This is a genomic window from Flavilitoribacter nigricans DSM 23189 = NBRC 102662, from assembly GCF_002646595.1.
Lineage (GTDB): Bacteria > Bacteroidota > Bacteroidia > Chitinophagales > Saprospiraceae > Flavilitoribacter > Flavilitoribacter nigricans.
Window position 1 is genome coordinate 456,708 of sequence record NZ_PDUD01000001.1, and the last position, 23,829, is coordinate 480,536.

Annotated in this window: 15 protein-coding genes; 12 read left to right on the top strand and 3 right to left on the bottom strand. The window is 52.4% G+C overall.

Features of this window, described 5'->3' with window-relative positions; translation table 11 throughout:
• Nucleotides 1-274 precede the first annotated feature (274 nt).
• Both CRP01_RS01655 and CRP01_RS01660 read left to right on the top strand, forming a co-directional pair.
• Nucleotides 275-4,384 (top strand): ATP-binding protein, encoded by a 4,110-nt coding sequence (locus tag CRP01_RS01655; RefSeq protein WP_099148234.1) that lies wholly within the window; start codon nt 275-277, stop codon nt 4,382-4,384.
• 386 nt (nt 4,385-4,770) lie between these two features.
• Nucleotides 4,771-5,787, top strand: a complete 1,017-nt coding sequence (locus CRP01_RS01660; protein ID WP_099148235.1) for a GntR family transcriptional regulator — start codon at nt 4,771-4,773, stop codon at nt 5,785-5,787.
• 49 nt (nt 5,788-5,836) lie between these two features.
• Here CRP01_RS01660 and CRP01_RS01665 read toward each other — a convergent pair whose 3' ends face one another.
• Complete coding sequence (locus CRP01_RS01665) at nt 5,837-6,958, bottom strand: serine hydrolase domain-containing protein (protein WP_099148236.1); 1,122 nt, start codon at nt 6,956-6,958, stop codon at nt 5,837-5,839.
• Between the two features lie 201 nt (nt 6,959-7,159).
• Between CRP01_RS01665 and CRP01_RS01670 the strand changes: the two genes are divergently transcribed.
• The 4 genes from CRP01_RS01670 (at nt 7,160) to CRP01_RS01685 (ending at nt 11,368) form a co-directional block, all read left to right on the top strand.
• Nucleotides 7,160-7,525 (top strand): hypothetical protein, encoded by a 366-nt coding sequence (locus tag CRP01_RS01670; RefSeq protein WP_099148237.1) that lies wholly within the window; start codon nt 7,160-7,162, stop codon nt 7,523-7,525.
• Between the two features lie 318 nt (nt 7,526-7,843).
• Nucleotides 7,844-9,616: a gamma-glutamyltransferase gene (ggt, locus tag CRP01_RS01675; protein ID WP_222845636.1), complete on the top strand. Its 1,773-nt coding sequence runs from the start codon at nt 7,844-7,846 to the stop codon at nt 9,614-9,616.
• 76 nt (nt 9,617-9,692) lie between these two features.
• Complete coding sequence (locus tag CRP01_RS01680; RefSeq protein ID WP_099148238.1) at nt 9,693-10,466, top strand: SDR family NAD(P)-dependent oxidoreductase; 774 nt, start codon at nt 9,693-9,695, stop codon at nt 10,464-10,466.
• A 305-nt stretch (nt 10,467-10,771) separates the two neighbouring features.
• Entirely contained in the window at nt 10,772-11,368 is a 597-nt protein-coding gene (locus CRP01_RS01685) for a hypothetical protein (protein ID WP_099148239.1), read from the top strand.
• Nucleotides 11,369-11,467: 99 nt separating this feature from the next.
• Here CRP01_RS01685 and CRP01_RS01690 read toward each other — a convergent pair whose 3' ends face one another.
• On the bottom strand, nt 11,468-12,892 hold the full coding sequence (locus tag CRP01_RS01690) for a sulfatase-like hydrolase/transferase (RefSeq protein WP_099148240.1): 1,425 nt from the start codon (nt 12,890-12,892) through the stop codon (nt 11,468-11,470).
• 83 nt (nt 12,893-12,975) lie between these two features.
• On the opposite strand from CRP01_RS01690, the gene CRP01_RS01695 reads away from it, so the two are divergent.
• From CRP01_RS01695 to CRP01_RS01705, 3 genes are all read left to right on the top strand, one after another.
• On the top strand, nt 12,976-14,328 hold the full coding sequence (locus CRP01_RS01695) for a Gfo/Idh/MocA family protein (RefSeq protein WP_099148241.1): 1,353 nt from the start codon (nt 12,976-12,978) through the stop codon (nt 14,326-14,328).
• A 34-nt stretch (nt 14,329-14,362) separates the two neighbouring features.
• Nucleotides 14,363-15,349, top strand: coding sequence for a Gfo/Idh/MocA family protein (locus CRP01_RS01700; RefSeq protein ID WP_099148242.1), 987 nt, complete (start codon nt 14,363-14,365; stop codon nt 15,347-15,349).
• A gap of 236 nt (nt 15,350-15,585) precedes the next feature.
• Nucleotides 15,586-18,150, top strand: a complete 2,565-nt coding sequence (locus tag CRP01_RS01705; protein WP_099148243.1) for an alpha-galactosidase — start codon at nt 15,586-15,588, stop codon at nt 18,148-18,150.
• Nucleotides 18,151-18,240: 90 nt separating this feature from the next.
• On the opposite strand, the gene CRP01_RS01710 is transcribed toward CRP01_RS01705, so the two are convergent.
• Complete coding sequence (locus CRP01_RS01710) at nt 18,241-19,224, bottom strand: amidohydrolase family protein (protein ID WP_099148244.1); 984 nt, start codon at nt 19,222-19,224, stop codon at nt 18,241-18,243.
• A gap of 141 nt (nt 19,225-19,365) precedes the next feature.
• On the opposite strand from CRP01_RS01710, the gene CRP01_RS01715 reads away from it, so the two are divergent.
• The 3 genes from CRP01_RS01715 (at nt 19,366) to CRP01_RS01725 (ending at nt 23,755) form a co-directional block, all read left to right on the top strand.
• Entirely contained in the window at nt 19,366-20,247 is an 882-nt protein-coding gene (locus CRP01_RS01715) for a 2-keto-4-pentenoate hydratase (RefSeq protein ID WP_099148245.1), read from the top strand.
• Between the two features lie 112 nt (nt 20,248-20,359).
• Nucleotides 20,360-22,045 (top strand): serine hydrolase, encoded by a 1,686-nt coding sequence (locus tag CRP01_RS01720; protein WP_099148246.1) that lies wholly within the window; start codon nt 20,360-20,362, stop codon nt 22,043-22,045.
• A 99-nt stretch (nt 22,046-22,144) separates the two neighbouring features.
• Nucleotides 22,145-23,755 carry an L-serine ammonia-lyase, iron-sulfur-dependent, subunit alpha gene (locus CRP01_RS01725; RefSeq protein ID WP_099148247.1) on the top strand — a complete coding sequence of 537 codons (1,611 nt, stop codon included), beginning with the start codon at nt 22,145-22,147 and terminating at the stop codon, nt 23,753-23,755.
• Nucleotides 23,756-23,829 lie beyond the last annotated feature (74 nt).

The following is a 23,829-nucleotide window of genomic DNA, read 5'->3' on the forward strand; positions in this document are numbered from 1 at the left end:
TGCTGGCTTTGAAGCCGTTCCGGCCCGGAAATTATTCCGGCAAAAAGGAGTAGATTCCCGTGTCCGAACACGCTGCCCGAATGCCGGCGTCCAGGACGCTTTTTCACATGAATCACCAAGCGTTTCGAAATCCAAAGTAGAGGTTCTGGAATGGGTGGGCATCATGTAGCCTACTGGTCGAAAGCATTAAATGGAGAAAAAAAATTTAACCGGAATCGGGAATTGTTAGCTCGACCCTTACGCTCATTTGTCAGGAATTTGTAACTTTATATAGATGAATCTTGTCAAGCCGATTGCCATTTTAACAACCATCTGCTCCCTCTGCGCTACTGCAATGGGCCTGGCACAGTCGTCTCTCCATATTCTTCCCGCCCCCGCCGAAAACCGCATTTCGGAGAATGCCACCCGCTGCCTGCTGAAGGATAGTAAAGGATTTATCTGGATCGGTACGATCGACGGGCTGAACCGCTACGACGGCTACCGTTTTCACACCTACCATTCCGATCCACGCGACAGCAATTCGATCTCCGGAAATTACATTACCGACATTGCCGAGGACGACGAAGGAAATATCTGGATCGGAACAGAGAAAGGATTGAATCTCTACGACCCGATCCTGGATGGATTCCGTCATTTTTCCGATCCGGAAAACAACAGCGGACGGCTGCCCGGCGAGTACATAACCGATATCCTGGTAGATCCGCAGGATACCGTTTGGATCGCTACCTTCGGGGGCTTCGGAAAACTGGACCGGGAGCAAAAGCGATTTTCCCGTTTCCCGCTGGATACCACCGAAAACCCACAGGCATTGCTCCACCAGGATGTGACCGCACTGAGTGAGTACACCGGTAACGGTTTCTGGCTGGGTTACCAGAATGGTCGGTTGAGCAAATATCAGAACGGGAAATTCATCCACTATCCGGGCCTGAGTGAGGAACATTCCATCGTAGATATCTACGAAGATGAATCGGGTATACTTTGGCTCGGCACCCATCTGGGCACTTACCGCTTTGATCCCCGTGCCGGGAAATACACCAAGTATCTGGAAACTTCCACCTGGGGGATCTTCCCCATGAACGGTAAGATCTGGATCAACGCCAGTATGAGCGGTGTGTACCAGTGGAACCCAGCGACCCAAAAGCTGGATCGCGTGCCCATATACCTCAATAATCAGCAGGTATTCGGTGATGTGAAGGTATTCGGCAAGGACGAAGAAGGGATCATCTGGACCTCTTATCACGGTCTGTACAAACAGGATATTTACGAAAGGCGCTTCACTTTTTACCGGCATGAGGTCACCAATCCCAATAGTATCAGCGAACAATTCGTAGCGGGTATGGTCGAGGATGAGCGTGGCAACTGGATGGTCATGAGTATCAACAAAGGGCTGAATTATTACGATCGCGCATCCCGAAAGTGGCTGAATTACCTCACCCACCCCTGGTACGATAACGCACTTGTCGGTAGTCGCGCCTCTAATTTACAGGCCTACGGTCACCACTTTTACGTGATGAGCCAGGGCGTCATTTATGACTTTAACGCCCGGACCGGTCAGATGAAACGCTTCAAGGTCAGAGAATCGACATTCGATTTCCGGGGTTCCATGATCGTAAAGGATCCGCGCAATATCTGGCTCGGCGGCATGGACCTGCTTCATCTAAATACGGAAAACGGACAGTTTCGATCTCTCACTCCGGAAGTGGTCAATGACGCCAATAACTATTACCGCGTCCTCCTGGATCGGGATGGAACCGTTTGGTCCATCTGTAAAAATAAGATCTACCGCCTTGAGACCGACACCTTCCGGTTACTGTACGAGTACGGAGATGCTGATCCGGCTTTTCAGGCGTCGGTCATTACTTTTGAGAAAGATGCGGATGGAAAGTTCTGGATCGGCCGTCGCAACGGGCTGGAATATTTTGATCCTGCAACCGGTGATTACAAACACTACTCCATTGCCGACGGGCTGCCGAACAATACCATCAGTAGCCTGGAAATCGACCTGAACGGAATGATCTGGCTGGGCACCAACAACGGGCTATCCCGCTTTAATCCGGAAAAGGAATCCTTCTGCAATTTTGATCGTCTGGACGGGATCCAGGACGAGATCTTTTTGCCCAATTCCAGTTATCAGACTCCGGACGGACGGCTGTTCTTCGGTGGGGTTAACGGATTTAATGTCTTCCATCCGGATTCCCTGGTCGGAAAAAATCCCCATCCGCCGCGTTTGCTGATCACCGATCTGCGCATATTTAACGAGTCGGTGGTGCCGGGTGAACATTCCATTCTCTCCCGCCATATCAGTGAAACCAAATCCATAGAGTTATCCTATAAAGATGCCGCCATCAGTTTTGAACTCCTGGCGCTTGGGTACAGTCAGCCGGAAAAGAACCAGTACAAGTACATGATCGAAGGGATCGATCCGAAGTGGAATCAGGTAGTATCCGGTCGTACAGCTTCCTATACCGGCCTGCCCCGTGGCGAGGAACTGATCTTTAAAGCCAAGGCAGCCAATCACGACGGCATCTGGAGCGAAACCCCTACCGTGCTGAAGATCTACATCCGGCCGCCGTTCTGGGAAACCGGCTGGTTCCGTCTGGCCTTGCTATCCTTTCTGCTGGGCATTGTGATTTTTTATTCCCGCTGGCGGATCCGCAGCATCCAGTTGCGTAACCTGTGGCTGGAGAAAGAAGTGAAAAAGCAAACGGCCGAGATCGAACACCAGGCCGCCGATCTCCAGCTCGCCAATGAAAAACTAAAACACAAGGCCAGGATCATTAAAGAAAAGGCCCAGCAGCTCGATCAGCTCAATAAAGCCCAGGCGCGTTTCTTCACCAGTTTGTCCCATGAATTCCGGACACCGCTCACCCTACTGCTCGGCAACCTGGAAGCCCTGCTCCAGGCGGAAGATCCCGAGCAGGTGTTTGAAAAGCTTTCCCGGCGCATGCAGATGAGTGCCCACCAGTTGCTGCTGCTGATCAACCAGCTGATGGATACGGCCAAACTGGAAAGCGGACAATACCGCCTGCGGGTAAATGAAGGCGAGATCAAGGAAGAGATCCGGGGCATCTGCAACACCTTTCAGGTACTGGCGGAGCAAAAGCAGCTGGCGTTGGACCTGAGTTTTGACAATGAGCTTCAATATCTTTGCTGGTACGATTCGGACATTCTGCATAAGGTGCTGAATAATCTGTTGTCCAATGCGATAAAATTCACCGAAAAGGGCAGCATCGCCGTGAGCGTAGCCATCGACATTGAGGGTGACGCAGAAAATCTGGTTTTGCAAGTCGCAGATACGGGGATTGGCATTCCGGAAGCCCAACTACCCTTCATTTTCAATCGCTTTTTCCAGGCGGAAGGGCCTCTGAGTGCCCGGAAAAAAGGTACCGGCATTGGCCTGTCCCTGGTGAAGCTGCTGGTCAGGTTGCACAAAGGGCAGATCCAGGTGCACAGCGAAAAAGGAGAAGGTACGACCTTTACCGTCCGCTTCCCCGTTGGAAAGAACCAGTTCAGCACCGCCGAACGCCCGGATGTCGTTCTCGAAAAGAGCTTCCAGGTAAATGGAATTCCGGAGGTCCTGGTTCCACAGGCCGAAGCGACGGAAAAAACCCAAAAGGAGAAGGTAAAATCCGATCCGCCTTTATTACTGGTAGTAGATGATAATGCCGACATTCGTTCTTACGTGGTCCGGCAGCTGCATCCGACCTACAAGATCATTGAAGCTGCCGACGGAGCGGAAGCGCTGGATGCGGCCATCCGGCATATACCGGATCTGGTGATCAGCGATGTGATCATGCCGAATATGAACGGCTTTGAGTTCTGTGAAAAGCTGAAGACGGATCAGCGCACCAGTCACATTCCGGTGATCCTGCTCACCGCGCTGGCCGAGCAACAACAAAAACTGGAAGGCTTGAAACAAGGGGCAGATGCCTACCTTTCCAAACCGTTCAGTCGCGAGGAATTGCTGCTTCGGATCAATAATCTGATCGGCTTCCGGGAAAAATTACGCCGCAGGTTTCTCAATGAATACACGCTCCACCAACTGCCGGAGGGGCTGAGTGATCTCGATCAGGCATTTCTGCAAACGCTCAATCAACTGATCGAAAACAAACTCACCGAAGAGACTTTCGGTATCGAGCAGCTGGTCAAAGCGTCCGGGGTGAGTCGCACCCAGTTATTCCGAAAGTTAAAATCGCTGACCGGGATGTCCGCCTCCGAATTCATCCGGGATTACCGATTACGGAAAGCCTACCAGCTACTGAATGAAGATCACCTCACCGTCAGCGAAGTGATCCACGCTACGGGCTTTAATTCCCGCTCTTATTTTTACAATGCGTTTAAGAAAAAATTTGGGGTAGCTCCTTCCCAGCTCAAGAAGGTGTAGATCGATCCGCCCTCCTTTCCCAAACTCATAATGGGGCCTGTCCCTCATTTACGTACGGCTAAAATTCGGAATTTGTTCACAGGATACTACTGGACAGGATTTCCGGATAAAGCATTTACTTTCCAAAGACGAACCTGAATGTTATTCTACATGCGCAAAGCTTCTCACTATTTTAAGGAGATCCTTTTTTTACTGATCGTAGGTATCATCATCTGGCTGTTAATCCTTAGTTTCTTTGGACATTAATAGGCTTCACCATTTATTATTTTATGAGCCATGGAACAATACAGGACATATTTGGAATGATACAGGACACCGCCGGAAGTGATTATGGATAGCTTAGCCTATACAACCAATTTTGCCATAATTACCTAAAAGCAATTACAATGATCAGTACTATCGAAATTCACCCCAACTCCCGAATTCCAAAGTACAAACAGCTCGCCTTCAATCTGAGTAGAGGTATCAAAAGTCAATCTCTTTCAACGGAAGAACGCCTGCCTTCGATCAATTACCTGAGTACGGTGCTGGAGGTCTCCCGGGACACCGTAGAAAAGGCCTATCGCGAATTGCGCAAAAAGAACCTGATCGAAGCCATTCCGGGTAAAGGGTATTTTGTAAAACCTTCAGCCAACACGGATAAGATGAAGGTATTCCTGCTCTTCAATAAGCTCAGCGCTCACAAAAAGATCATTTATGACCACTTTGTGTCTACACTGGGCAAACAGGCGGAGATCGATTTCCACGTGTACAACAATGACTTTACGATCTTTGAGCAATTGCTGTCCAGTAACTTTGACAATTACTCTTACTACGTGATCATTCCCCATTTTTACACCCACTATCACTCTGCGAAGGACATTATCAACCGCATCCCCAAAAACAAGCTAATCCTGCTGGATAAGCGCATCGAAGGTATCCAGGGCAACTACGCCGGTGTCTACCAGGATTTCGAACAAAACATCTACGATGCCCTCTGCGAAGCAAATCACCTGCTGGCCAAATACCAGACCATTAAACTGTTGTTCCCCAGCTGGACCTATCAGCCCCGGGAGATCATCAAAGGTTTTCAACGCTTCTGCATCGATTACAATTTTAAGGGAAAACTGGTACCGGAAATCAGTAAGGAACCGCTGGCCCGCGGGGAAGCCTACATTACCATGATGGAGGACGACCTGGTCTGTCTGGTGAAAAAGATCAAAGCATCCGGACTGCAGGTAGGCCGGGAGATCGGCATCCTTTCCTACAATGAGAATCCCCTGAAAGAAGTGCTGCTCGACGGTATTTCGGTTATATCTACCGATTTCCAGCTGATCGGTGAAACCGCAGCCAATCTGATCCTCAACAAGCAGGGTGGACAGGTAGAAAACCCCTTCCGTCTGATCCTGCGGAATTCGCTATAATCCATCCGGAGGTTCGGCCGCATGGGCGGCCGAACCTCCGGCTCCTTTCCTAATATTCCATCACCAGTTTAACCAGATCCCGCATGGCCAGGAACAGGGCCCGGTTGGCGGCATCCGACGTATTGGTCTGATAAGCGATAGCGATTCCCTTTTCCGGAAAATACTGCATATTGGTAATGTAGCCCGGGAAAAACCCGCTGTGTCCGTAAGCTTTCCCGTAGGGCGTGTCGGTGATGTGTACCCCGAGCCCCCACTGCCCGCCCAGGCGTTTGGCATCCACCCCGTCGAAGAAATCTTCCAGCAGTGCCGGATCGAATACCTTGCCTTCGTAGATCAGTTTCCCGGCCCGGGCCAGATCCTGGGGGTTCATCACAAAACCACCGCCGGCCCACTCGAATTGCAGGTTGTACTGGTAGACTCCGTTTTTAACAGTGCGACCGGGAAAAAACGGATCATCTGGGCCACTGTAACCGACGGCCAGGCCCTTGACCTTGCGGTCTACCTGCGGGCTGACCCGCTTCAGCTTGAAGGGTTTAAGTACATTTTTCCGAACGAGTTTATACATGTTTTTACCCGTGACTTCTTCCAGCACCATAGCGGCCAGGATATAATTGGTATCGGAATAGGCAAAATCGGTCCCCGGAGCGAAAAGAGGATCTTTATCCAGCACGTAGGCCAGTAGTTCGGCCGGCTTCCAGACCCGGTCCGCATCGAGCAAGACATCCTTCTGGAATTGTTCTTCAAAGACATAGCGGGAAATGCCCGATGAATGCCGCAGCAGATTCCTCAGGGTAAGTTGATCGGCATTCTGCACGCGGGCGTACCAGTCGTAGTGCCCCAGATATTCCCGGACAGGGCGGTCCAGATCCAGTACGCCTTTTTCGACCTGTTGCATGATCACCGCGGAAACGAAGATCTTGCCCGTACTACCACCGAGCATCCGGTGTTCGGCCGTCATCGGGATACCGGCCTCCTGATCTGCATAGCCGACCGGAACGGCTCCGTAGGTACCATCCGGCAAAACGACGGCAAAAATGGCACCGGCCCGGTCAATGGTATCGTAAATGGTGTGCATTTTTTCCCGCAGTTTTTCCAGCAGCGGATCAATGGAGCTTTGGGCAAAGGACGGAAGGTGGAGCAACAGGCAGTAGAGCAGGATACGAAATTTCATAAGCCGGTAAAAGTAATTTGGTGTACTGCATAATACTAATTGTCGGCCGATTTACAGAGGTTCCGCAAGGACGCAGGCCAGTTTTTCGACCAACCGGGCAACCACCCCTATCTACTGCATTTTAACGCCGCTTTCTTGCCATGTCAGTTCCAATACCGTAGATTAGCAAGATCATTCATTCACGCCTAAACTGTTTTCTCTATGAAAGCTTTGCTTGCCATTACCAAAACTTGTTTACTCTTATCCGCGCTCTTTGCCTTCCAGGCGATGACCCTTCCCGGAAATGTGGAAGGCGTCTGGGCCTACGAAGCCTCCGGCACCCCTCCCGAATATTCCAAAGGAGAGATCACCATCAAAAAAGTAGAAGGGGAATACCAAGTGGTGCTGACCATTGGGCAAATGAGCTTTAACGTCGATAAGGTAACCGTGGAAGACCAGAAAGTTGATTTCAGTCTGTACCTGGAAGATTCCCGGATCACCGTTACCCTGAATATCGACGGTGATAAGCTAAGCGGAAAAGCGGTATCCTACGACGGGACCTTCCCGCTGAAGGGGGAACGGAAATAAGTCATCTGTTCTAATCGTATAGTGCCGGGGAACAGCCTTCTTGTTTCCCCTGCACTATCCCCTAACATCCGCTTTAAAAGCATTCTCCGCCAAACCCGACGCAACCTCCCTCCTACCGGTGTTTCGGCAGCCAGTCACCCAGGTAGTGCTTTTCCCAAGCCTCCGCTCGCCAATTTTACCCGCAATCGGCTTGCAGCCCCACTGAAATTGACTAATTTACTTCCCACTTATCAAAAGACCTTCCGCCAAATGCGGCGACTGAGTACCCGATAGCGGAGTCTTTTCAATTTTACAACCTTCAATTGCACGCATTTTCAGATGAAAAATCACACTCACTACCAAACACTTATACCTTCTGTTATTCACTCAAATACCAAAGGACATTCCGGGATCCTGTTACTGCTGTTTTGCCTGTTTCAGTTTGCAGTAGCGCCGGTGATGGCCCAGAGTGGCAGAATACCCGCTCCGGCCAAAAACGGCATGGTGGTAAGCAGCCACTATCTGGGTTCAGAAGTCGGCCAGGCCATTCTGGAAGACGGAGGAAATGCGGTAGACGCGGCCGTAGCGACCGCATTTGCCCTGGCAGTTACCTTACCCTCGGCCGGAAACATCGGTGGTGGCGGTTTTCTGGTTTACCACGGCAACGACGGTGCGGTAACGTCTTTTAATTTCCGGGAAAGAGCCCCGCTGGCCGCCCATTCCGAAATGTACCTGGACGAAAACGGGGAGATCAAAAATAACTCCAATCACGCCGGACCGCTGGCCGTAGGCGTACCGGGAACGGTTGCCGGTCTCTGGATGGCGCACCAGAAGTTGGGTAAAAAACCCTGGAAAGAATTACTGCAGCCGGCTATCGAACTGGCCGAAAAGGGATTCCCTTCTACCTGGGCGATGCAGCGTTTCCTGAAAGGCCTGCAGGAGGAGGAAGATCCGATGTACGCCGCGGCGAAAACCGCTTTTTTGAAGAACGGTAAGGACGTATATACGCCGGGCGAAACCTGGAAGCAGCCCGATCTGGCCAAAACGCTCAAGCGCATCCAGAAGGAAGGACGCGATGGTTTTTACAAAGGTAAAACGGCCCGGCTCATTGCTGATTTCATGGAAAAACACGGGGGCATGATCACCGAAACGGACCTGGCCGCCTACGAAGCGGTGGAACAGGCGCCCATCCACGGCACCTACCGGGGCTACGATATTTACGCCATGGCGCCGCCCAGTTCGGGAGGGGTAGCCATCGTGGAGATGCTCAACATTCTGGAGGGTTTCAATCTTCAGGAAATGGGGCACAACTCGGCCCTTTACCTGCACGTGCTTACCGAAGCCATGCGCCGTGCCTACGCCGACCGCGCCGAGCACCTGGGCGATCCCGCTTTCAACCCGGATATGCCGATCGAACGGCTGACGTCCAAAGAGTACGCTAAAGAATTACGGGAAACGATCGACCTGTTCCGGGCTTCGGAAAGCGATTCTTCGCGCTTCAATAAGGCTCTGGCCATGTACGAAAGTGAGGAAACGACGCACTTTTCAGTAGTCGACGGCGAAGGGAATACAGTTTCTCTCACCTACACCCTGGAGTATAGCTATGGTTCGCGTCTGGTGGTGGATGGAGCCGGTTTTCTGCTCAATAATGAAATGGGGGATTTTAACCCCATACCCGGCCGGACCACCCGCCGCGGACTGATCGGAACGCCGCCCAATATTGTAGCTCCCCGGAAGAACATGCTGTCGAGTATGACGCCGACCATCGTAGCCAAAGACGGCAAGCCGGTACTGGCCATCGGTAGCCCGGGAGGACGTACCATCATCAATACCGTACTGCAGGTGGTGCTCAATACGATCGATCACGGGATGAATATCGGACAGGCGATCGAAGCCGGCCGCATTCACCACCAATGGCTGCCGGATCGCACTTCTTTCGAACAATTTGCGATTTCGCCCGATAGTCAAAAGTTGTACGAGATGATGGGGCACGAAGTGTACTTCCGCGGCGGTCAGGGTAGTGCGATGGGCATCTATATCGACCGGGAAGAGGGATTACTTTACGGCGCCGCCGATTCCCGGGCATTTGACGGAAAAGCGGTCGGGTATTAGATCGTTTTTTAAGAAAATACAGGAGGGATCTGCGACTGTACGTCTGATCACCGGCAATGGGCAATAATTGAAGAGCATGAATAAACATTGGATACAAGACCAAGTAGCCATCGTTTGCGGCGGCGGTTCCGGTATCGGCCGGGCCATTGTACTGGAGGCCGCGCGGAACGGGGCAAAAGTCGTAATCGCCGACATTCAGGAAACAGCCGGCCGGGAAACCCTGGAACTGGTCCGGCAACTGGGTGCCACCGGCACATTTATTCCTACCGACGTCACCGATCCACCGGCCATTGCGGAAATGGCCCGGCAGGCCTCCGAACTCGGACCGATCAAGTACCTGGCTAATTCCGCCGGCCTGCAAACTTACGGCACAGCGGAAACCACCACCGAAAAACTCTGGGATGACACCCTGGACGTCAATCTGAAAAGTATGTTCCTGGTCTGCCAACAGCTCATCCCAAAAATCAGGGAAAACGGCGGCGGCGGGATCGTCAATATCAGTTCGGTGCAGGGACTCCGGTGCCAGAAAAACGTACTGGCCTACGCCACCTCCAAAGCGGCCGTGATCGGCATGACCCGCTCCATGGGGCTGGATCACGCTGCGGAAGGGATCTACGTCAACTGCATCTGCCCCGGAGCGATCGATACGCCGCTCTTACGCTACGGGGCGGCCCAGCACGGCGAACTGCAAACTATCCTCAAGGAATGGGGCGACCACCACCCGATCGGACGGATCGGCCAACCCGTCGAAATTGCCCGAACGGCCATGTTCCTCTGGAGTCCGGATTCCAACTTCATCGTTGGGCAGGCCATTGTTGCCGATGGTGGTCTGGGGAGTATTATTCTGTAAGTGCGCTTTCACCTCCCCTACCCTCAGATTCGGTGGCCGAACCATTGCGAAGAAAGACGCTACGCTAATTCTATACTGCACAAAATCACTTACTGTCAAGTATAAAACTAAAACGGAGAAAAGCCCGTATATGTATTGCAGGCCGTTTTCCTAAACTAATTGCCGGCCAGCTAGTTACTATACCTGACGAGAAGTGGTTTGATGTTGACGGTAATTGAAATCTCAGTCCCTAAACTCCTTCGGTCAGCATTTTACGGTCATCAACTTTTCCCCCGGTATGCCTTCACCTCAAAACCAGGAAGCTTATGAAATATCTGTACGTTGGTTGTTTATTCATCTTTTTGCTATCGGCCTGCTACCAGACACCCGACGTGGTCCCCATTTTCAATCCGGTGGAAGATCCACGGGGGCTGGATTGCATTCTGGCAACGGATGAGAACGGGGCGACCATTGGCACCTTTCCCGATTGCGACCCTTTGGGACAATGGATCCAGACCAATCTCAACTCCGAAGAGCTAAAGATCCTCGATTTTCCGGATACCGTTACCGCCCAGTTGGCCACTTCCCTGCTGAAAGTCAGGCGGGCATTCGCCTACCCCAACCCTATCGGCGTCAACGAATCTTTAACCATCGGCTTCAACGGCATCGATCAACATCTGGTGAAGATCAAACTGGCGGTAGTGAATGAAGGGACCCAAACGGTGCAACAAACGACCATCCTTTCCGACCGAACGGATACGATCCAACTGAATATTGCCAGTAATATCTATAATCCCGGTTCCTATTACCGGGTCTACTTTCAGGTGCTGGGCGACAATGATGAGATCTTTATCGAAGGCTATGGCAACATTTTTATCTGCCGGAGTGCCACGGTAGAGAATGTAGAAGAGTGTTTTCAGTAACATAACACTGCCTGATCGGAGCATACCACGAGCCGTCCGATCAGGCAATTTCATCTTTCAATATCCGGATTGATTTGCTGCAATCCAGCTCTCCTGGGTCTAGTGACCGCCGGTGTCCGCACCTTCTTCCGGAGCGAAAAAACGTTGCTGGTGGGCCTTAGCCAGACGGATGAGTTCATCCGCAATCTCCCGCTGCTGATCCAGTACATTTTCCGTTTCCATTCCATCTCCATCCATCCGGTACAGAGCCGTATCGATCTGCATTTGTTTATATTTTCCCGCCATACCGTCCATGCCCGGTTCCACCAGTACCCGATAATTGTGGGGCAGGTGTAATTTCCAGTTACCGTCACCGCTCATTACTCCTTCAAAATGACTGCCGGTAGAGATCGCGTAATAATCGTGGGGATTTTTCGCATCGGGTTTGCCTTCGATCAGATCCCAAACATTCATCCCGTCGATTTCATTACCCGGCAGGGGTACATCGGCCAGGTGGCAAAGGGAGGGCAACAGATCAATGGAGAAAAAAGTGGAAGTAGAGGAACTACCGGCCTCGATCAGGGGCGGGTACTTGATGATGCAGGCCGAGCGGATCCCACCGTCAAAGGAAGTAGCTTTGGCCTCCCGGAAAGGCGTTTGACCGGAATGATTACCGTAGGAAGTCCAGGGGCCGTTATCCGAAGTAAAAATAACTATGGTGTTTTCCTCCAGGCCGTTGTCCTTCAACGCCTGGTTGATCTGGCTAACGGACCAGTCCAGTTCCAGCAACACATCGGCGTAAAGGCCCTGCCCCGATTTACCTTCGAATTCATCACTGACGAAAAGCGGCACGTGCGGCATAGAATGCGGTACGTAGAGCAGGAAGGAGGTGTCTTTATTTTCTTTGATAAAATTCACGGCGCGTTCGGTATACCACTGCGTCAGATGTTTCTGATCCTCCTTGGAAACGTCCTCGATGGTAACCTCGCCGTTTTCCCAGTATTTGATCGGGTACTGTCCCCAGTGCTCGGGGCTTTCAGGGTGGTGTTTCCACATATCGTTGGAATACATCAGGCCCGAACTGCGGTCAAATCCCCGGGCGGGCGGGCGCGTATCCGGCTGATCTCCGCAGTGCCATTTCCCGAATATGGCGGTGGTATAACCCGCCGGCTTGAATACCTCACCCATCGTGGCGAAAGTTCTTTCCAGCCCCCGTGCATTAGGGCCATGCGCGCCGAAAACCTTGGTCCGGCCCGGATAACATCCCGTCAGCAGCGCCGAGCGGGAAGCCGAACAGATCGCCTGGGGTACGTAAAAGTTCTTAAACATACGTCCTTCTGATGCCAGTGTGCTGACCCCCGGGGTAGACAGCTCCTTATTGCCGAAGGGTTCGAAATCTCCCCATCCGGAATCATCGAGAAAAATGATCACCACATTGGGCGGGGCCTGTTCCTCCTCCGTTACGGGCTCTGCGGAGCCCGAACAGCTTTCGAAAGCAAAAGAAAGGATCAGGAGAAAAGAAAAAAGCGAGAAAAAAGACTTCATAGGTTTAAGAATTATTATTCGAAAGATGGCTTCCGGAGCTGCAAATTAATAAATTCAATTATTTTGGTAAAAAAATCAAAAGCATGGCAAACCAACCGCATTCAAGAAGAAAATTTATTAAGAAAGTTACCGCCGGCTCCGGTTTAGTGATGGCCGGGGGCATCGTCCCCGGTTTCAGCGCCCGCAGTTACCGACGTATTCTCGGGGCCAACGAGCGGGTCAATGCCTCCGTGATGGGCGTGAATAGCCGTGGAAATGCCCTGGCCCGGAACTTCGCCGCCCAGGAGCGCTGCGATGTCATTCATATCTGCGATGTCGACAGCCGGGCCATCGAAAAGTGTATTGAAGGTTTGGAAGAACGGCAGACGATGAAACCCAAAGGCTTTACCGATTTTCGGAAATCCCTGGAAGACCCGGATGTGGACTGCCTCGTTATTGCCGCTCCCGATCACTGGCACGCTCCCGCGGCCCTGCTGGCCATGCAGGCGGACAAACACGTATACATTGAAAAGCCCTGTAGCCACAATCCGCGGGAAGGAGAGATCCTGGTGGAGGCCCAAAAGCGCTACAATAAGGTGGTGCAAATGGGGAACCAGCGCCGATCCTGGCCCAATGTAATGGCGGGTATCCAGGCCATCAAGGACGGAGCGATCGGCCGGGTCTATTACGGTAAAGGCTGGTATACCAACAACCGGCCATCCATCGGGATCGGCAAAACCACGGCTCCTCCCGCGTGGCTGGACTGGGAACTCTGGCAGGGACCGGCCCCCCGTCGTTCGTTCAAGGATAACCTCATTCACTACAACTGGCACTGGCACTGGCATTGGGGCACCGGCGAGGCCCTGAATAACGGCACCCACATGATCGACCTGCTCCGCTGGGGCATGGCCGTTGACTATCCGGTGAAGGTCAGCTCCAACGGCGGGCGCTACCGCTATCAGGACGACTGGGAAACCCCGGACACCCAGATCATCAATCTGGATTTTGCCAATGATATGACCATGTCCTGGGAAGGTCGCAGTTGCAACGGCAAGGACATCGAAGGCAGTTCGGTCGGCGTGATGTTTTACGGCGAAGAAGGCAGCATCCTCATTCCCGGAGGCGACAGCTACACCCAGTTTGACCTGAAGGGCAAAGTCGTCCAAAAAGCCGATGCCAAAATGGCCATCGATCCGCGGAACACCATGAATCCCGCCGAGCAACTGGACGCGCTCCACATCAACAATATGTTTGATTCGATCGCCAAAGGGACCTCCCTAAACTCGGATATCGATTCAGGTCATAAAAGTACTTTGCTCGTCCAGTTAGGGAATATCGCCCAGCGCGTAGGTCGTTCGCTCAATATCGATCCGAAGAACGGCCACATCATCAAGGATAAAGAGGCGCGCAAGCTGTGGAGCAGAACGTACGAGAAAGGTTGGGAAATGAAGTTATAAGGCAGAAAAGTATGCCGTAAAAAATCGAAAAATCATGTCTTCAAGAAGAACATTCTTAAAAAAACTGGGAAAAGGGGCAGCGGTCTCTTCACTGGCACTTTCCCAGTCACCGGCCCTGGCGGCCGGTATATTTTCCGGTTCATCCGGAGCACTTAAAAACATTCGTATCGGGATTATCGGAGCGGAAAATTCCCATACCCGGGGATTTGGCAAGATGTTTAATATCGATAAATTGTTTCCCGGAGTGGAAGTGAAATACGTTTGGGGGGAAACCGAGGAATTTGCCAAGGACGCCATGGAACGGGGCGGTATCCCCAACATGGTCAAAGATCCGAAGGAAATGATGGGAAAAATCGATGCCCTGATCGTCGACCACCGGCACGCAAAATACCACCTGGAAGCCGCGGAGCCCTTTGTGAAAGCGGGTATACCGACCTTTGTGGATAAACCTTTCTGCTATCGACTGGAAAAAGGGGTCAAGTTCCTGGAAATGGCCCGCAAGGCCGGCACTCCGGTAACTTCCTACAGTTCCATCGCCCACAGTGAAGGCACGCTGGATATGCGGGAGCAACTGCAGGAATTGGGAGAGATCAATCAGATCATCCGGTCCGGTCCGGTAGAACTGGATTCAAAGTACGGAGGGGTTTTCTTTTACGGAGTACACATTGTCCAGCCCCTATTGTATCTATTTGATCAAAAAGTAGAAAAAGTACGGATCACCCAGAACGGTCAGAACAGTGGAGCCAATCTGGTTTTTGACAACGGTATGATGGCCAGTCTCGTATTTACCACCAAAAAATACGGTTGGCAGACTTTCGTAGAAACGGAAGACGGGCTCGTTGAGCTCACTCCCCGAAAAGAGGAAGCCAAACCGGCCAAGAACTACGTAGACATGGTCGAAATGTTCCGCACCGGTACGGAGCCGCGCAGCCACGAAAGCATTCTGGAAGGGGTGGCCGTCCTGGAAGCTCTCGAACGATCGGTTAAATCCGGCAAATGGGAAAAAGTGGAGCAGGTCTGATCTGCCCCAATAACGATCCGGTGGCCGGAACAGGGCCGCTAAGCGCATTTAAAACTTAGCGGCCCTTTATATTTATCGCCGAATAGAAGTGTAACTTAGCCCCTAACCTGTTCAAAAACTAGCTGCCATTGGACACCATTGACAGGTCGAACGGGACACCCTCCGAATAGCATGATCCATTTAAAAATAGTGTTCGCAGTCTGCGTTCACCCCACGAAATAACTATTAACATCCTTATGCGTAATCTAAAAGCATTACTTACCGCTTTATTCTTAATTACCGGTTTATTACTCACCGCACAAGTCCGGTATCAGGATGACGTTCTCTACCTGAAAAACGACGTATTTGAAAAGCAAATCCGGATCGGAGAAAAGGGTAACGGTCCGATCCAGGTTCAGGCAATACTGGATCAAAACGGCAATAATGTACTGAGCAGCAGTACGGAAAGCCCGCTTTTTGAGTTCATCATCGATAAAATGCTGATCACGGCGCTGGCTCCGCTCTGGCGTTACGAAGGTTACGAGACCCGGGCCATGGGAAATGGCGGTACGGAGGTAGTCATTTCGATCCTGGGGATGCGCAATCCGGTGAAAGGCCTGCAACTTAAACTATACCAACAACTATTTCCCGGCTCCACGCTGGTTCGGGAAAAGCTGGAGATCCATGCCGAAGAAAACAAAACGTTCCCGCTGAGTAAATGGGCCGATCAGATCCATTTCGTTTTCCCCCAGTACGATATTGCGAGTAGCAATACCCGCCGGTCTACTGAGATCCGCATCGCCTCCTGGGCGGCGGATCTGTTGGAGGTGGACACTAAGGCCACTTACGATGATCGCTTTCCCGATGGCTTCAACGATCATAACCTGGCCATGAACCACATGTACCATCCCAAAGTGATAGAGCGTCAGCTAATGCCGGATACCGTCACAATCGCAAAAGGCCCAATCCATCTGCTGCGATCGGATCAATTACTTTGGGTCAGCACCTACGAACACGCCTCCCAGGATGATCTGAGCGGATTGTTCAAACAAAATGGCGTAGAAGACGGCGGGGTGATCCGCGACGCAGCCCAGGGCACCAAAGGGGTATTTAATTTTCCGATCTCCGCCAATGATTTTCACTTTCTGGGAATTTCGCAGGAAGTACAGCCCGACGGTACCCGCCTGGGAGTCCGCGCCCTCCGGGGAGCCTATCTGGACGGAGAGATCATCGACGAGGAACATCCCTACGCTTCAGTCTGGACGGCAAGTGGTTTTAGCCGGGATACCGCAACCGTAGCCGCCCAGCGGTTGATTCACGATTACCTCTGGAAGTGGATCTGTGAAAAACCGGCTTCCCGCCAGCCGGAATTCTACTACAATACATGGGGCATGCAGCGCCGCCTGAACGGACAGGGACAGGAACTTCGCGGTGTACTGACCGAGCAAAAGCTGATCGAAGAGATCCGCCGGGCCGCCGAACTGAACGTGGACATTTTCGTCCTCGACGACGGCTGGGAACAAAACCAGGGTGACTGGACGCCCCATAAGCAACGTCTTCCCCGGGGACTGGCACCGATCAAAAGTGAATTGGATAAACACGGCATTAAGATGGGCCTCTGGTTCTCGCCCATGGGCATCGATAAGACCACAGCGCGCTACCAGGCCCATCCGGAATGGGTGATCCGCGACTCGGAAGGCCAACCGATCGGCGCCCAGTGGGACCATCCGGCCTTTGATTTTGTTTCCGGCTTTTACGACCTGTTCATCGAAGACTGTAAAAAGCTGATCGACGCGGGCGCCCGCTTTTTCAAATGGGATGCTATTAATACCTTTTACAGTGTGCTGCCCGATCTACAGCACGGCTCCAAAGAATACACCAAAGAGGAGATTCGCGCCCGTTACGAGTACCTGTTACCCATTTACGTCACCCGCGCCATGCAGGAATTGACGGATTATGAGCCCGAGTTGATCATCGAGATCGACCTCACGGAAGCCCGCCGGGTGATGAACGGCCTGGCTCCACTGAGTCAGGGTAAGGTATTCTGGATGAATAACGGCGCCAGCGGCTATAACGACTATTCCGTCTACCGGGCCAAATCCATGCGCAGCATTCCCAATCAATACGCCGGGATCATTCCGCTGGAACTGTTTACCTACGCCAATTATCCGCATGATCACCGCTTCTCCCGCCGGTACAACGTCAACACCTCCCTGATCACCGGACACGGATTCTGGGGGGCACTGGAAGAACTCCAGGAAGAAGAAAGAAAGATGATCGGAAAAATGGTCACTAAAAGCAAACAGGTACTCCCTTATCTCCCGGAGGTGATCCCGCAGGTGATCGGGCGGGTCGGCGGCTCCCCGGAGATCTACACCTTAATGAATACCGAAGCCGGCGCCGGGCAGGTGATCGCCTTCAGCGGCCAGGCCATGAACTATACCCACGAAATTGAAGTAGAACCGGAAAAGGTATTGGGCGTCATGAATCACGCCTACCAAATAGCGGATAATAAATTGCACCTGAATTTTCAGTTTCCCATGCCGGACGCTACCCGCGAAGCATTCATCATTCCGAATGATGGAACCGGCATCCGCATCACCCGTTCGAACGTTTGGATGGATGAAGTTAAGATCTTTCGGGGGACCGTGACCATCACCTGCGGTGCCGACGGCGAACTGGAGATCTATTGGCCGAAAGATCAGGGATCACCGCAAATCGGAAGCTATTCCGGGGTTGATATCCAAATGGAGGAGCTGACGGATCATTACCGGATTCTGATCCAGGGGAAAACTAAGGGGCAGCGGTTGTTGGTGCGGTAGGATGGGGAAGTCCGGATGGGGAGATGGGGTGACGGGGAGATGGGGTGAAAGCCTTCGCCCCATCTCCATTACAACGTAAAAATTCTCCTCTCACTCAAACCGACTCGCATCCAAATTAAAAAACCGCACCGCATTATTAAAAAAGATGTCTCGTTTCTGATCCTCGGAGAGGTAGTTGGCACTTTCGATAACGCCGATGGAAGTTTCCAGCAATTTGGGCCAGATCATCAGATCGGTACCGTAGAGGATGCGTTTACTGAATCCGGCCTGAACGAGTCTTTTGAGATAAGCGTGGATCTCTTCGAGTGGATAACTCCAGATGAAACCGGCCAGATCTACATACACGTAAGCATTGGCGCCCATGAGTGCGATCATTTCATCGATCATCGGGTAGCCAGCGTGCATCACCCAGATCTTTAATTTGGGATGCCGGGCCAGCATGTCCTCCAGCAGGAAGGGGCGACCGAGCGACGCCCGGTATTTGGGATTATTGATATTGATCATACCGTTGCCGCCGGTACCCATGTGGATCCCTACGGGGATACCGAGTTTTTCCGCTACCCCGAAATAGGCATCCAGGGACAGATCGCTGGGCGACATTCCCTGGTACTGGGGAGCTACTTCTCCCATCACTTTATAAAATCCATTGGAAAGGGAATCCTCAAAAGCGGCGATGGTCATTTCTTCGGCGTTACTGATCGCCAGGGAAGGAATGATCCGGTCCGGAGCGGCATTGTACCAGTTGTGCAGGATCTCCGCGTCTCCGCTGGCGACCATGATCACATTCAGCGCTTCGGCCTTTTCCAGCAGGATCCGTTGCATTTCCTCGTCCGAAGTGGCGGCTTTCAGTGGGTCAACACAATTGGCATTGGCGAAGGGCGGAGCCGGTTCGTTGGGATCCGCACCCGGCATATCCTTGAGGAACCACGGACATAGATCTCCCGTAAAATTCGGATTGAGTTTCATCGCATGTACGTGGACATCGATAATGGGTGGTCGTTTCGGTGTATCCTGGGCGGATAGCGTGCCGTTCTGTAAAACCAACAGGGATAGCAGGACCGCAAAACGGGTCATTGAAGTTCTTTTTTGTTCCATAAGCATTGAAGTAAGCGATAGATTATACCAGCCAATATAGGGAATACTTCGCTTCTGCAAAACCAACGCTATTTTCATCCATTAATGCTTATATTGGCTTCCACAAGTAAAACACCATCGATGAAAACCCATACCTACCTATTGCTGATCCTGGGCCTTTGCCTGGGATTCTTGGCCTGCCAATCTTCGGAAACAACAGATACCGAAGTGGAAGAGGCCACCTTAACCACCGATCAGCTGGCGGACTCCATCCGTTACTTCCGGCAAAATTTTGAGCAAACCGATTTCCTTTCCCGTCGGGTACACGATCTCGAACGGCAGCAGTCCTTCGATATCCAGTTAAAAATGCTGGAGCAGGAACTGGCCGCCGGAGCCAAGGTGGTCGGCTGGAAAATGGGCGGTACCGCCACACCGGATTCAGCCGCTTTCGATCCCGTTTTCGGTTACATCCTGGATCGCTATCTGGTGCCTACGGATAGTATAGTCGACAGTGATCACTTTCCCGGTGGCTCCATGCTGGTGGAAGGAGAGATCGGCTTTATCATCAAGAATGACCTCAAGGAAGGTGTAGCGAGCAAAGAAGCCCTGATGGATCAGATCGACCAGGTGATCGGCGCTGTGGAATTCGCCCAGAGCACCGCAATTCCCGCCGGGGAAGGTCCGCTGAACCTGAATTACGTGATCGCAACCGGTATGGGTCAGGTGGGTACACTGCCCGGCACGGTACAGGTAGCGCCCGGGGATTTTGACTTCGACGCCGAAACCGTCCGCTGTTACGTCAACGACGAGTTGGCTGCCGAAGGCTCTTCCGCCAATATTTTCGGCAATCCGCTCAATGCGCTTTACGAACTGGCCAATCTGCTCCCTACCCAGGGACAGTACCTCAAAGCCGGCGATATCGTCATTACCGGTTCTACCTACCAGAATCCTTCGATTGACGGCCCGGCCGATGTACGCCTGGAATTTTCCACACTCGGAACGATCAATTTTAAAAGTAAATAGGCAGATCGAATGCGGCTAGAAATGTCGCTATTGGATCAGCGTGCGAGCAGACTGGTTTATTGGATTGCCCGATTTTTCCTAACTTATTTGCCTGTCAAAAGCCAAAACAACCATGCAAACCTTTCCCAAAGCCGTTTTCCGATCGTTGCTTCTTGGGCTCATTGCCTTATCCTTTGCTCCGCTTGCGCTGGCCCAACCGGCCCCGGAAGATCTGGAAGCGAAAGTAGATGAACTGATCGGGATCCCGGCCGACGACTACCGTCCGGGTTCGGCCGTATTGGTGGTAAAAGACGGGGAGGTCCTGCTGAACAAAGGCTACGGACTGGCCAATCTTCCCCACCGGGTGCCGGTTACGCCCACTACGGTCTTCGATCTGGCCTCCGTTTCCAAACAATTTGCCGGTTTTGCCATCGCAAAATTAGTTGTGGACGGGCAGATCGATCTGAAGGATGATATCCGCAAATACATTCCGGAATTGCCGGATTTCGGATCGACCATTACGATCGATCATCTCGTACACCATACTAGTGGGGTTCGGGACTGGACCAATACTCTCCATCTGGCCGGCTGGAGCTTCGACGACGTGATCTCCTTTGAACAGATCCTGAATATGGCCTACCGGCAGGAAAAGCTGAACTTTACGCCCGGAGCGGAATACAGCTATTCCAATACCGGTTATAATCTGTTGGCGGAACTGGTCCAGCGGGTCAGTGGCCTGAGCTTTCGGGAATGGACGGATCAACACATTTTCCAACCGCTGGGCATGACCGACACCCGCTTTCTCGACGATCATACCGAAGTCGTTCCCCGTCGTGCAAGTGGATATTACCGGGCACAGGACGGCAACTACCATGCATCTCCCAACAACCTGATGGCACTGGGTTCCAGCTCTCTTTTTTCCACCACTACCGACCTGGCGTACTGGGTCATGCATCTCGCCAATCCCAAGCCGGAAATGAAAGCGATCGTGGAGCGGATGATGCAAACCAGTCCGCTCAACGACGGCAAACCGAACAATTACGCCTTTGGCTTAAGCGTGGGTAGTTTCCGGACTACACCCTCCGTAAACCATTCCGGAAGCTGGGCCTCTTTCCGAACGTATCTGCTGGTATTACCGGAAGAAAACCTCTCGGTGGTGGTACTCAATAATTACTCCAGCAATCCCGGAGCAACTGCCCGGACCATTGCCTCCTGGTTTGTGGAAGCTCCGGAAGAAACGCCGGAGGAAGAAAAAGCGGTTTTACCCGATCCTCCCCAGCTATCGGCAGCGGACCTAGACCGGTATACCGGAACTTACCGTCTCGGTCCCGGCTGGTACGTAACGCTTACCCGGCAAGGGAAGCAATTATGGACCCAAGCGACCAATGAGTCCAATTTTCCGATGACGTTACTGGCTAAGGACTTGTTTCGGATCGATGCCTATTCCGGACGAACGATGGAGTTTTTCGCCGGTGCGGAAGGGAAGATCATTCACCTGGTCTATTCCGGTATGGAATGTCCGAAAATGGAGCAGCCACTGGGGGCGGAGGATAAAGCACTGGACGAATACACCGGCCGCTACGTCAGTCGGGAACTGCTTACGGAATACGAAGTCATGCTCGATGGCGATCAGCTCAAACTCCGGCACCACCGTCTCGGTGAGCTGGGGTTAAGCCCGGCCTACGGGGATGATTTTGTCGGTTCTCAGTGGTTCATCAGCTCGGTTGAGTTTTATCGCGATGAGGATGGTACAGTGCAGGGATTCCGGGTGACCAGTGGGCGGGCCCGTCTGCAGGATTTCCGGAAAACCTCCCGATAAGCTACCCCGGCTCCAATTGGCGCCGGTTTCTGCTCAAACCGGAATTATTGACTATATTAGTTGTGTCACTACCGACCACTCCATAAAATTTCCACTGATATGAAAGTCTATCCAAGTATCTTCAATGATGTTCTGGGTCCCGTGATGCGGGGACCGTCCAGTTCCCACTGTGCCGCTGCGCTACGTATCGGGCGCATATGCCGGGACCTGATGGACGGACGGATCGATCAGGTCCTGATCTACTTTGATCCAAACGGTTCTCTGGCAACCACGCATAAAAGCCAGGGTTCCGACATGGGGCTTTTTGGGGGATTACTTGGCTGGGAGGCGGATGACGAACGCCTGCCCGACTACGAACGCGCCATCGCCGAAGCGGGAATTGATATCCGGATCCATATCGAAGATATTGGGGCGGACCATCCGAATACCTATAAGATCAGCCTTTTCAATGACGATGGAATGCGGGAACTAACCGCTAATTCTACCGGTGGCGGTATGATTGAGGTGATTGAGATTGACGGGGCACCGGTAAGGATGGATGGCGATTATTTTGAAACGCTGGTCTATGTCGATCAGCCGGAAAAAGTACAGGCCTACCTGCAGGCCAGTGTGGATTTCGACGATATCGTGGTACACCGCGGCCGACAGCATTTTATCCAGATCAAATCACAGGCATTTTTACCGGATGAGATCCTGGCTGAATTACACGCCATGGAAACGGTGCTTTTTATCAAACAAATCGCACCGGTACTGCCCGTCATGTCGCGCAATGATCTGGAAGTTCCCTTTATCACCTGTGAAGAAATGCTGGCCTACAACGAGGATAAAAATCTTTCACTTTGGGAACTGGGCCTACAGTACGAAAGTGCCCGCGGTAATATTTCCACGGAAGAAGTCTACCGTCGCATGCAGGACCTGGTGCGGATCATGAGCAATTCCATCGGGCAGGGACTCAAAGGTACCGAATACGAAGACCGGATACTGGGCAGCCAGTCGACCAATTTCCAGAAGCAGCTCGATCAGAATAAACTGATCCACGGCGATGTGCTCAATCGCATCATTCTCTTTGTCAGCGCTATGATGGAAGTAAAAAGTTCAATGGGAGTGATCGTTGCGGCGCCAACCGCCGGATCCTGCGGTGCACTGCCCGGAGCGGTACTCGGAGCCGCTTCCGCCATGGAGCTTTCCGAAGACGAGACCGTTAAGGCGATGCTGGCCGCGGGCATGATCGGCATTTTCATTTCCGCCCATGCCACTTTTGCGGCGGAGGTCGGTGGCTGCCAGGCAGAGTGCGGTTCCGGTTCGGGAATGGCCGCAGCCGGTTTGGTCGGTATGGCGGGCGGCGATCTGAAGCAGTCGCTCTCGGCGGCTTCCATGGCCCTGCAAAATTCTCTGGGGATGATCTGCGATCCGATCGCTAACCGGGTGGAAGCCCCCTGTCTCGGACGCAATATCATGGCCGCAACCAACGCCCTCTCCTGTGCCAATATGGCCCTGGCCGATTACGACCATCTCATTCCGATCGATGAGGTGATCGAAACGATGGACCAGGTCGGAAAAAGCATTGCCAACGAATTGAGATGTACAGCCCTCGGCGGTTTGTCGATTACTAAAACCTCCAAAGCCATCGAAGCCCGACTCAATGCCCAATCGGGCACTCCGGAACCGGAAACACTGGAGGAGACCCGTCGGCGCTTCAAGATCTGCTAACACCCAGACTATTTGTTCGCACCATTAAAACTGGCTGCCCACGCAGCCCCGATCCACTTATGAACCTGCACCTC

Bases quoted from the DNA above. Each gene is read 5' to 3' on its own strand.
- CRP01_RS01685 (WP_099148239.1), top strand. From the start codon at position 10,772: ATGAAATATCTGTACGTTGGTTGTTTATTCATCTTTTTGCTATCGGCC.
- CRP01_RS01690 (WP_099148240.1), bottom strand. From the start codon at position 12,892: ATGAAGTCTTTTTTCTCGCTTTTTTCTTTTCTCCTGATCCTTTCTTTT.
- CRP01_RS01720 (WP_099148246.1), top strand. From the start codon at position 20,360: ATGCAAACCTTTCCCAAAGCCGTTTTCCGATCGTTGCTTCTTGGGCTC.
- ggt (WP_222845636.1), top strand. From the start codon at position 7,844: ATGAAAAATCACACTCACTACCAAACACTTATACCTTCTGTTATTCAC.
- CRP01_RS01710 (WP_099148244.1), bottom strand. From the start codon at position 19,224: ATGACCCGTTTTGCGGTCCTGCTATCCCTGTTGGTTTTACAGAACGGC.
- CRP01_RS01700 (WP_099148242.1), top strand. From the start codon at position 14,363: ATGTCTTCAAGAAGAACATTCTTAAAAAAACTGGGAAAAGGGGCAGCG.
- CRP01_RS01725 (WP_099148247.1), top strand. From the start codon at position 22,145: ATGAAAGTCTATCCAAGTATCTTCAATGATGTTCTGGGTCCCGTGATG.
- CRP01_RS01660 (WP_099148235.1), top strand. From the start codon at position 4,771: ATGATCAGTACTATCGAAATTCACCCCAACTCCCGAATTCCAAAGTAC.
- CRP01_RS01655 (WP_099148234.1), top strand. From the start codon at position 275: ATGAATCTTGTCAAGCCGATTGCCATTTTAACAACCATCTGCTCCCTC.
- CRP01_RS01715 (WP_099148245.1), top strand. From the start codon at position 19,366: ATGAAAACCCATACCTACCTATTGCTGATCCTGGGCCTTTGCCTGGGA.
- CRP01_RS01670 (WP_099148237.1), top strand. From the start codon at position 7,160: ATGAAAGCTTTGCTTGCCATTACCAAAACTTGTTTACTCTTATCCGCG.
- CRP01_RS01705 (WP_099148243.1), top strand. From the start codon at position 15,586: ATGCGTAATCTAAAAGCATTACTTACCGCTTTATTCTTAATTACCGGT.
- CRP01_RS01695 (WP_099148241.1), top strand. From the start codon at position 12,976: ATGGCAAACCAACCGCATTCAAGAAGAAAATTTATTAAGAAAGTTACC.
- CRP01_RS01665 (WP_099148236.1), bottom strand. From the start codon at position 6,958: ATGAAATTTCGTATCCTGCTCTACTGCCTGTTGCTCCACCTTCCGTCC.
- CRP01_RS01680 (WP_099148238.1), top strand. From the start codon at position 9,693: ATGAATAAACATTGGATACAAGACCAAGTAGCCATCGTTTGCGGCGGC.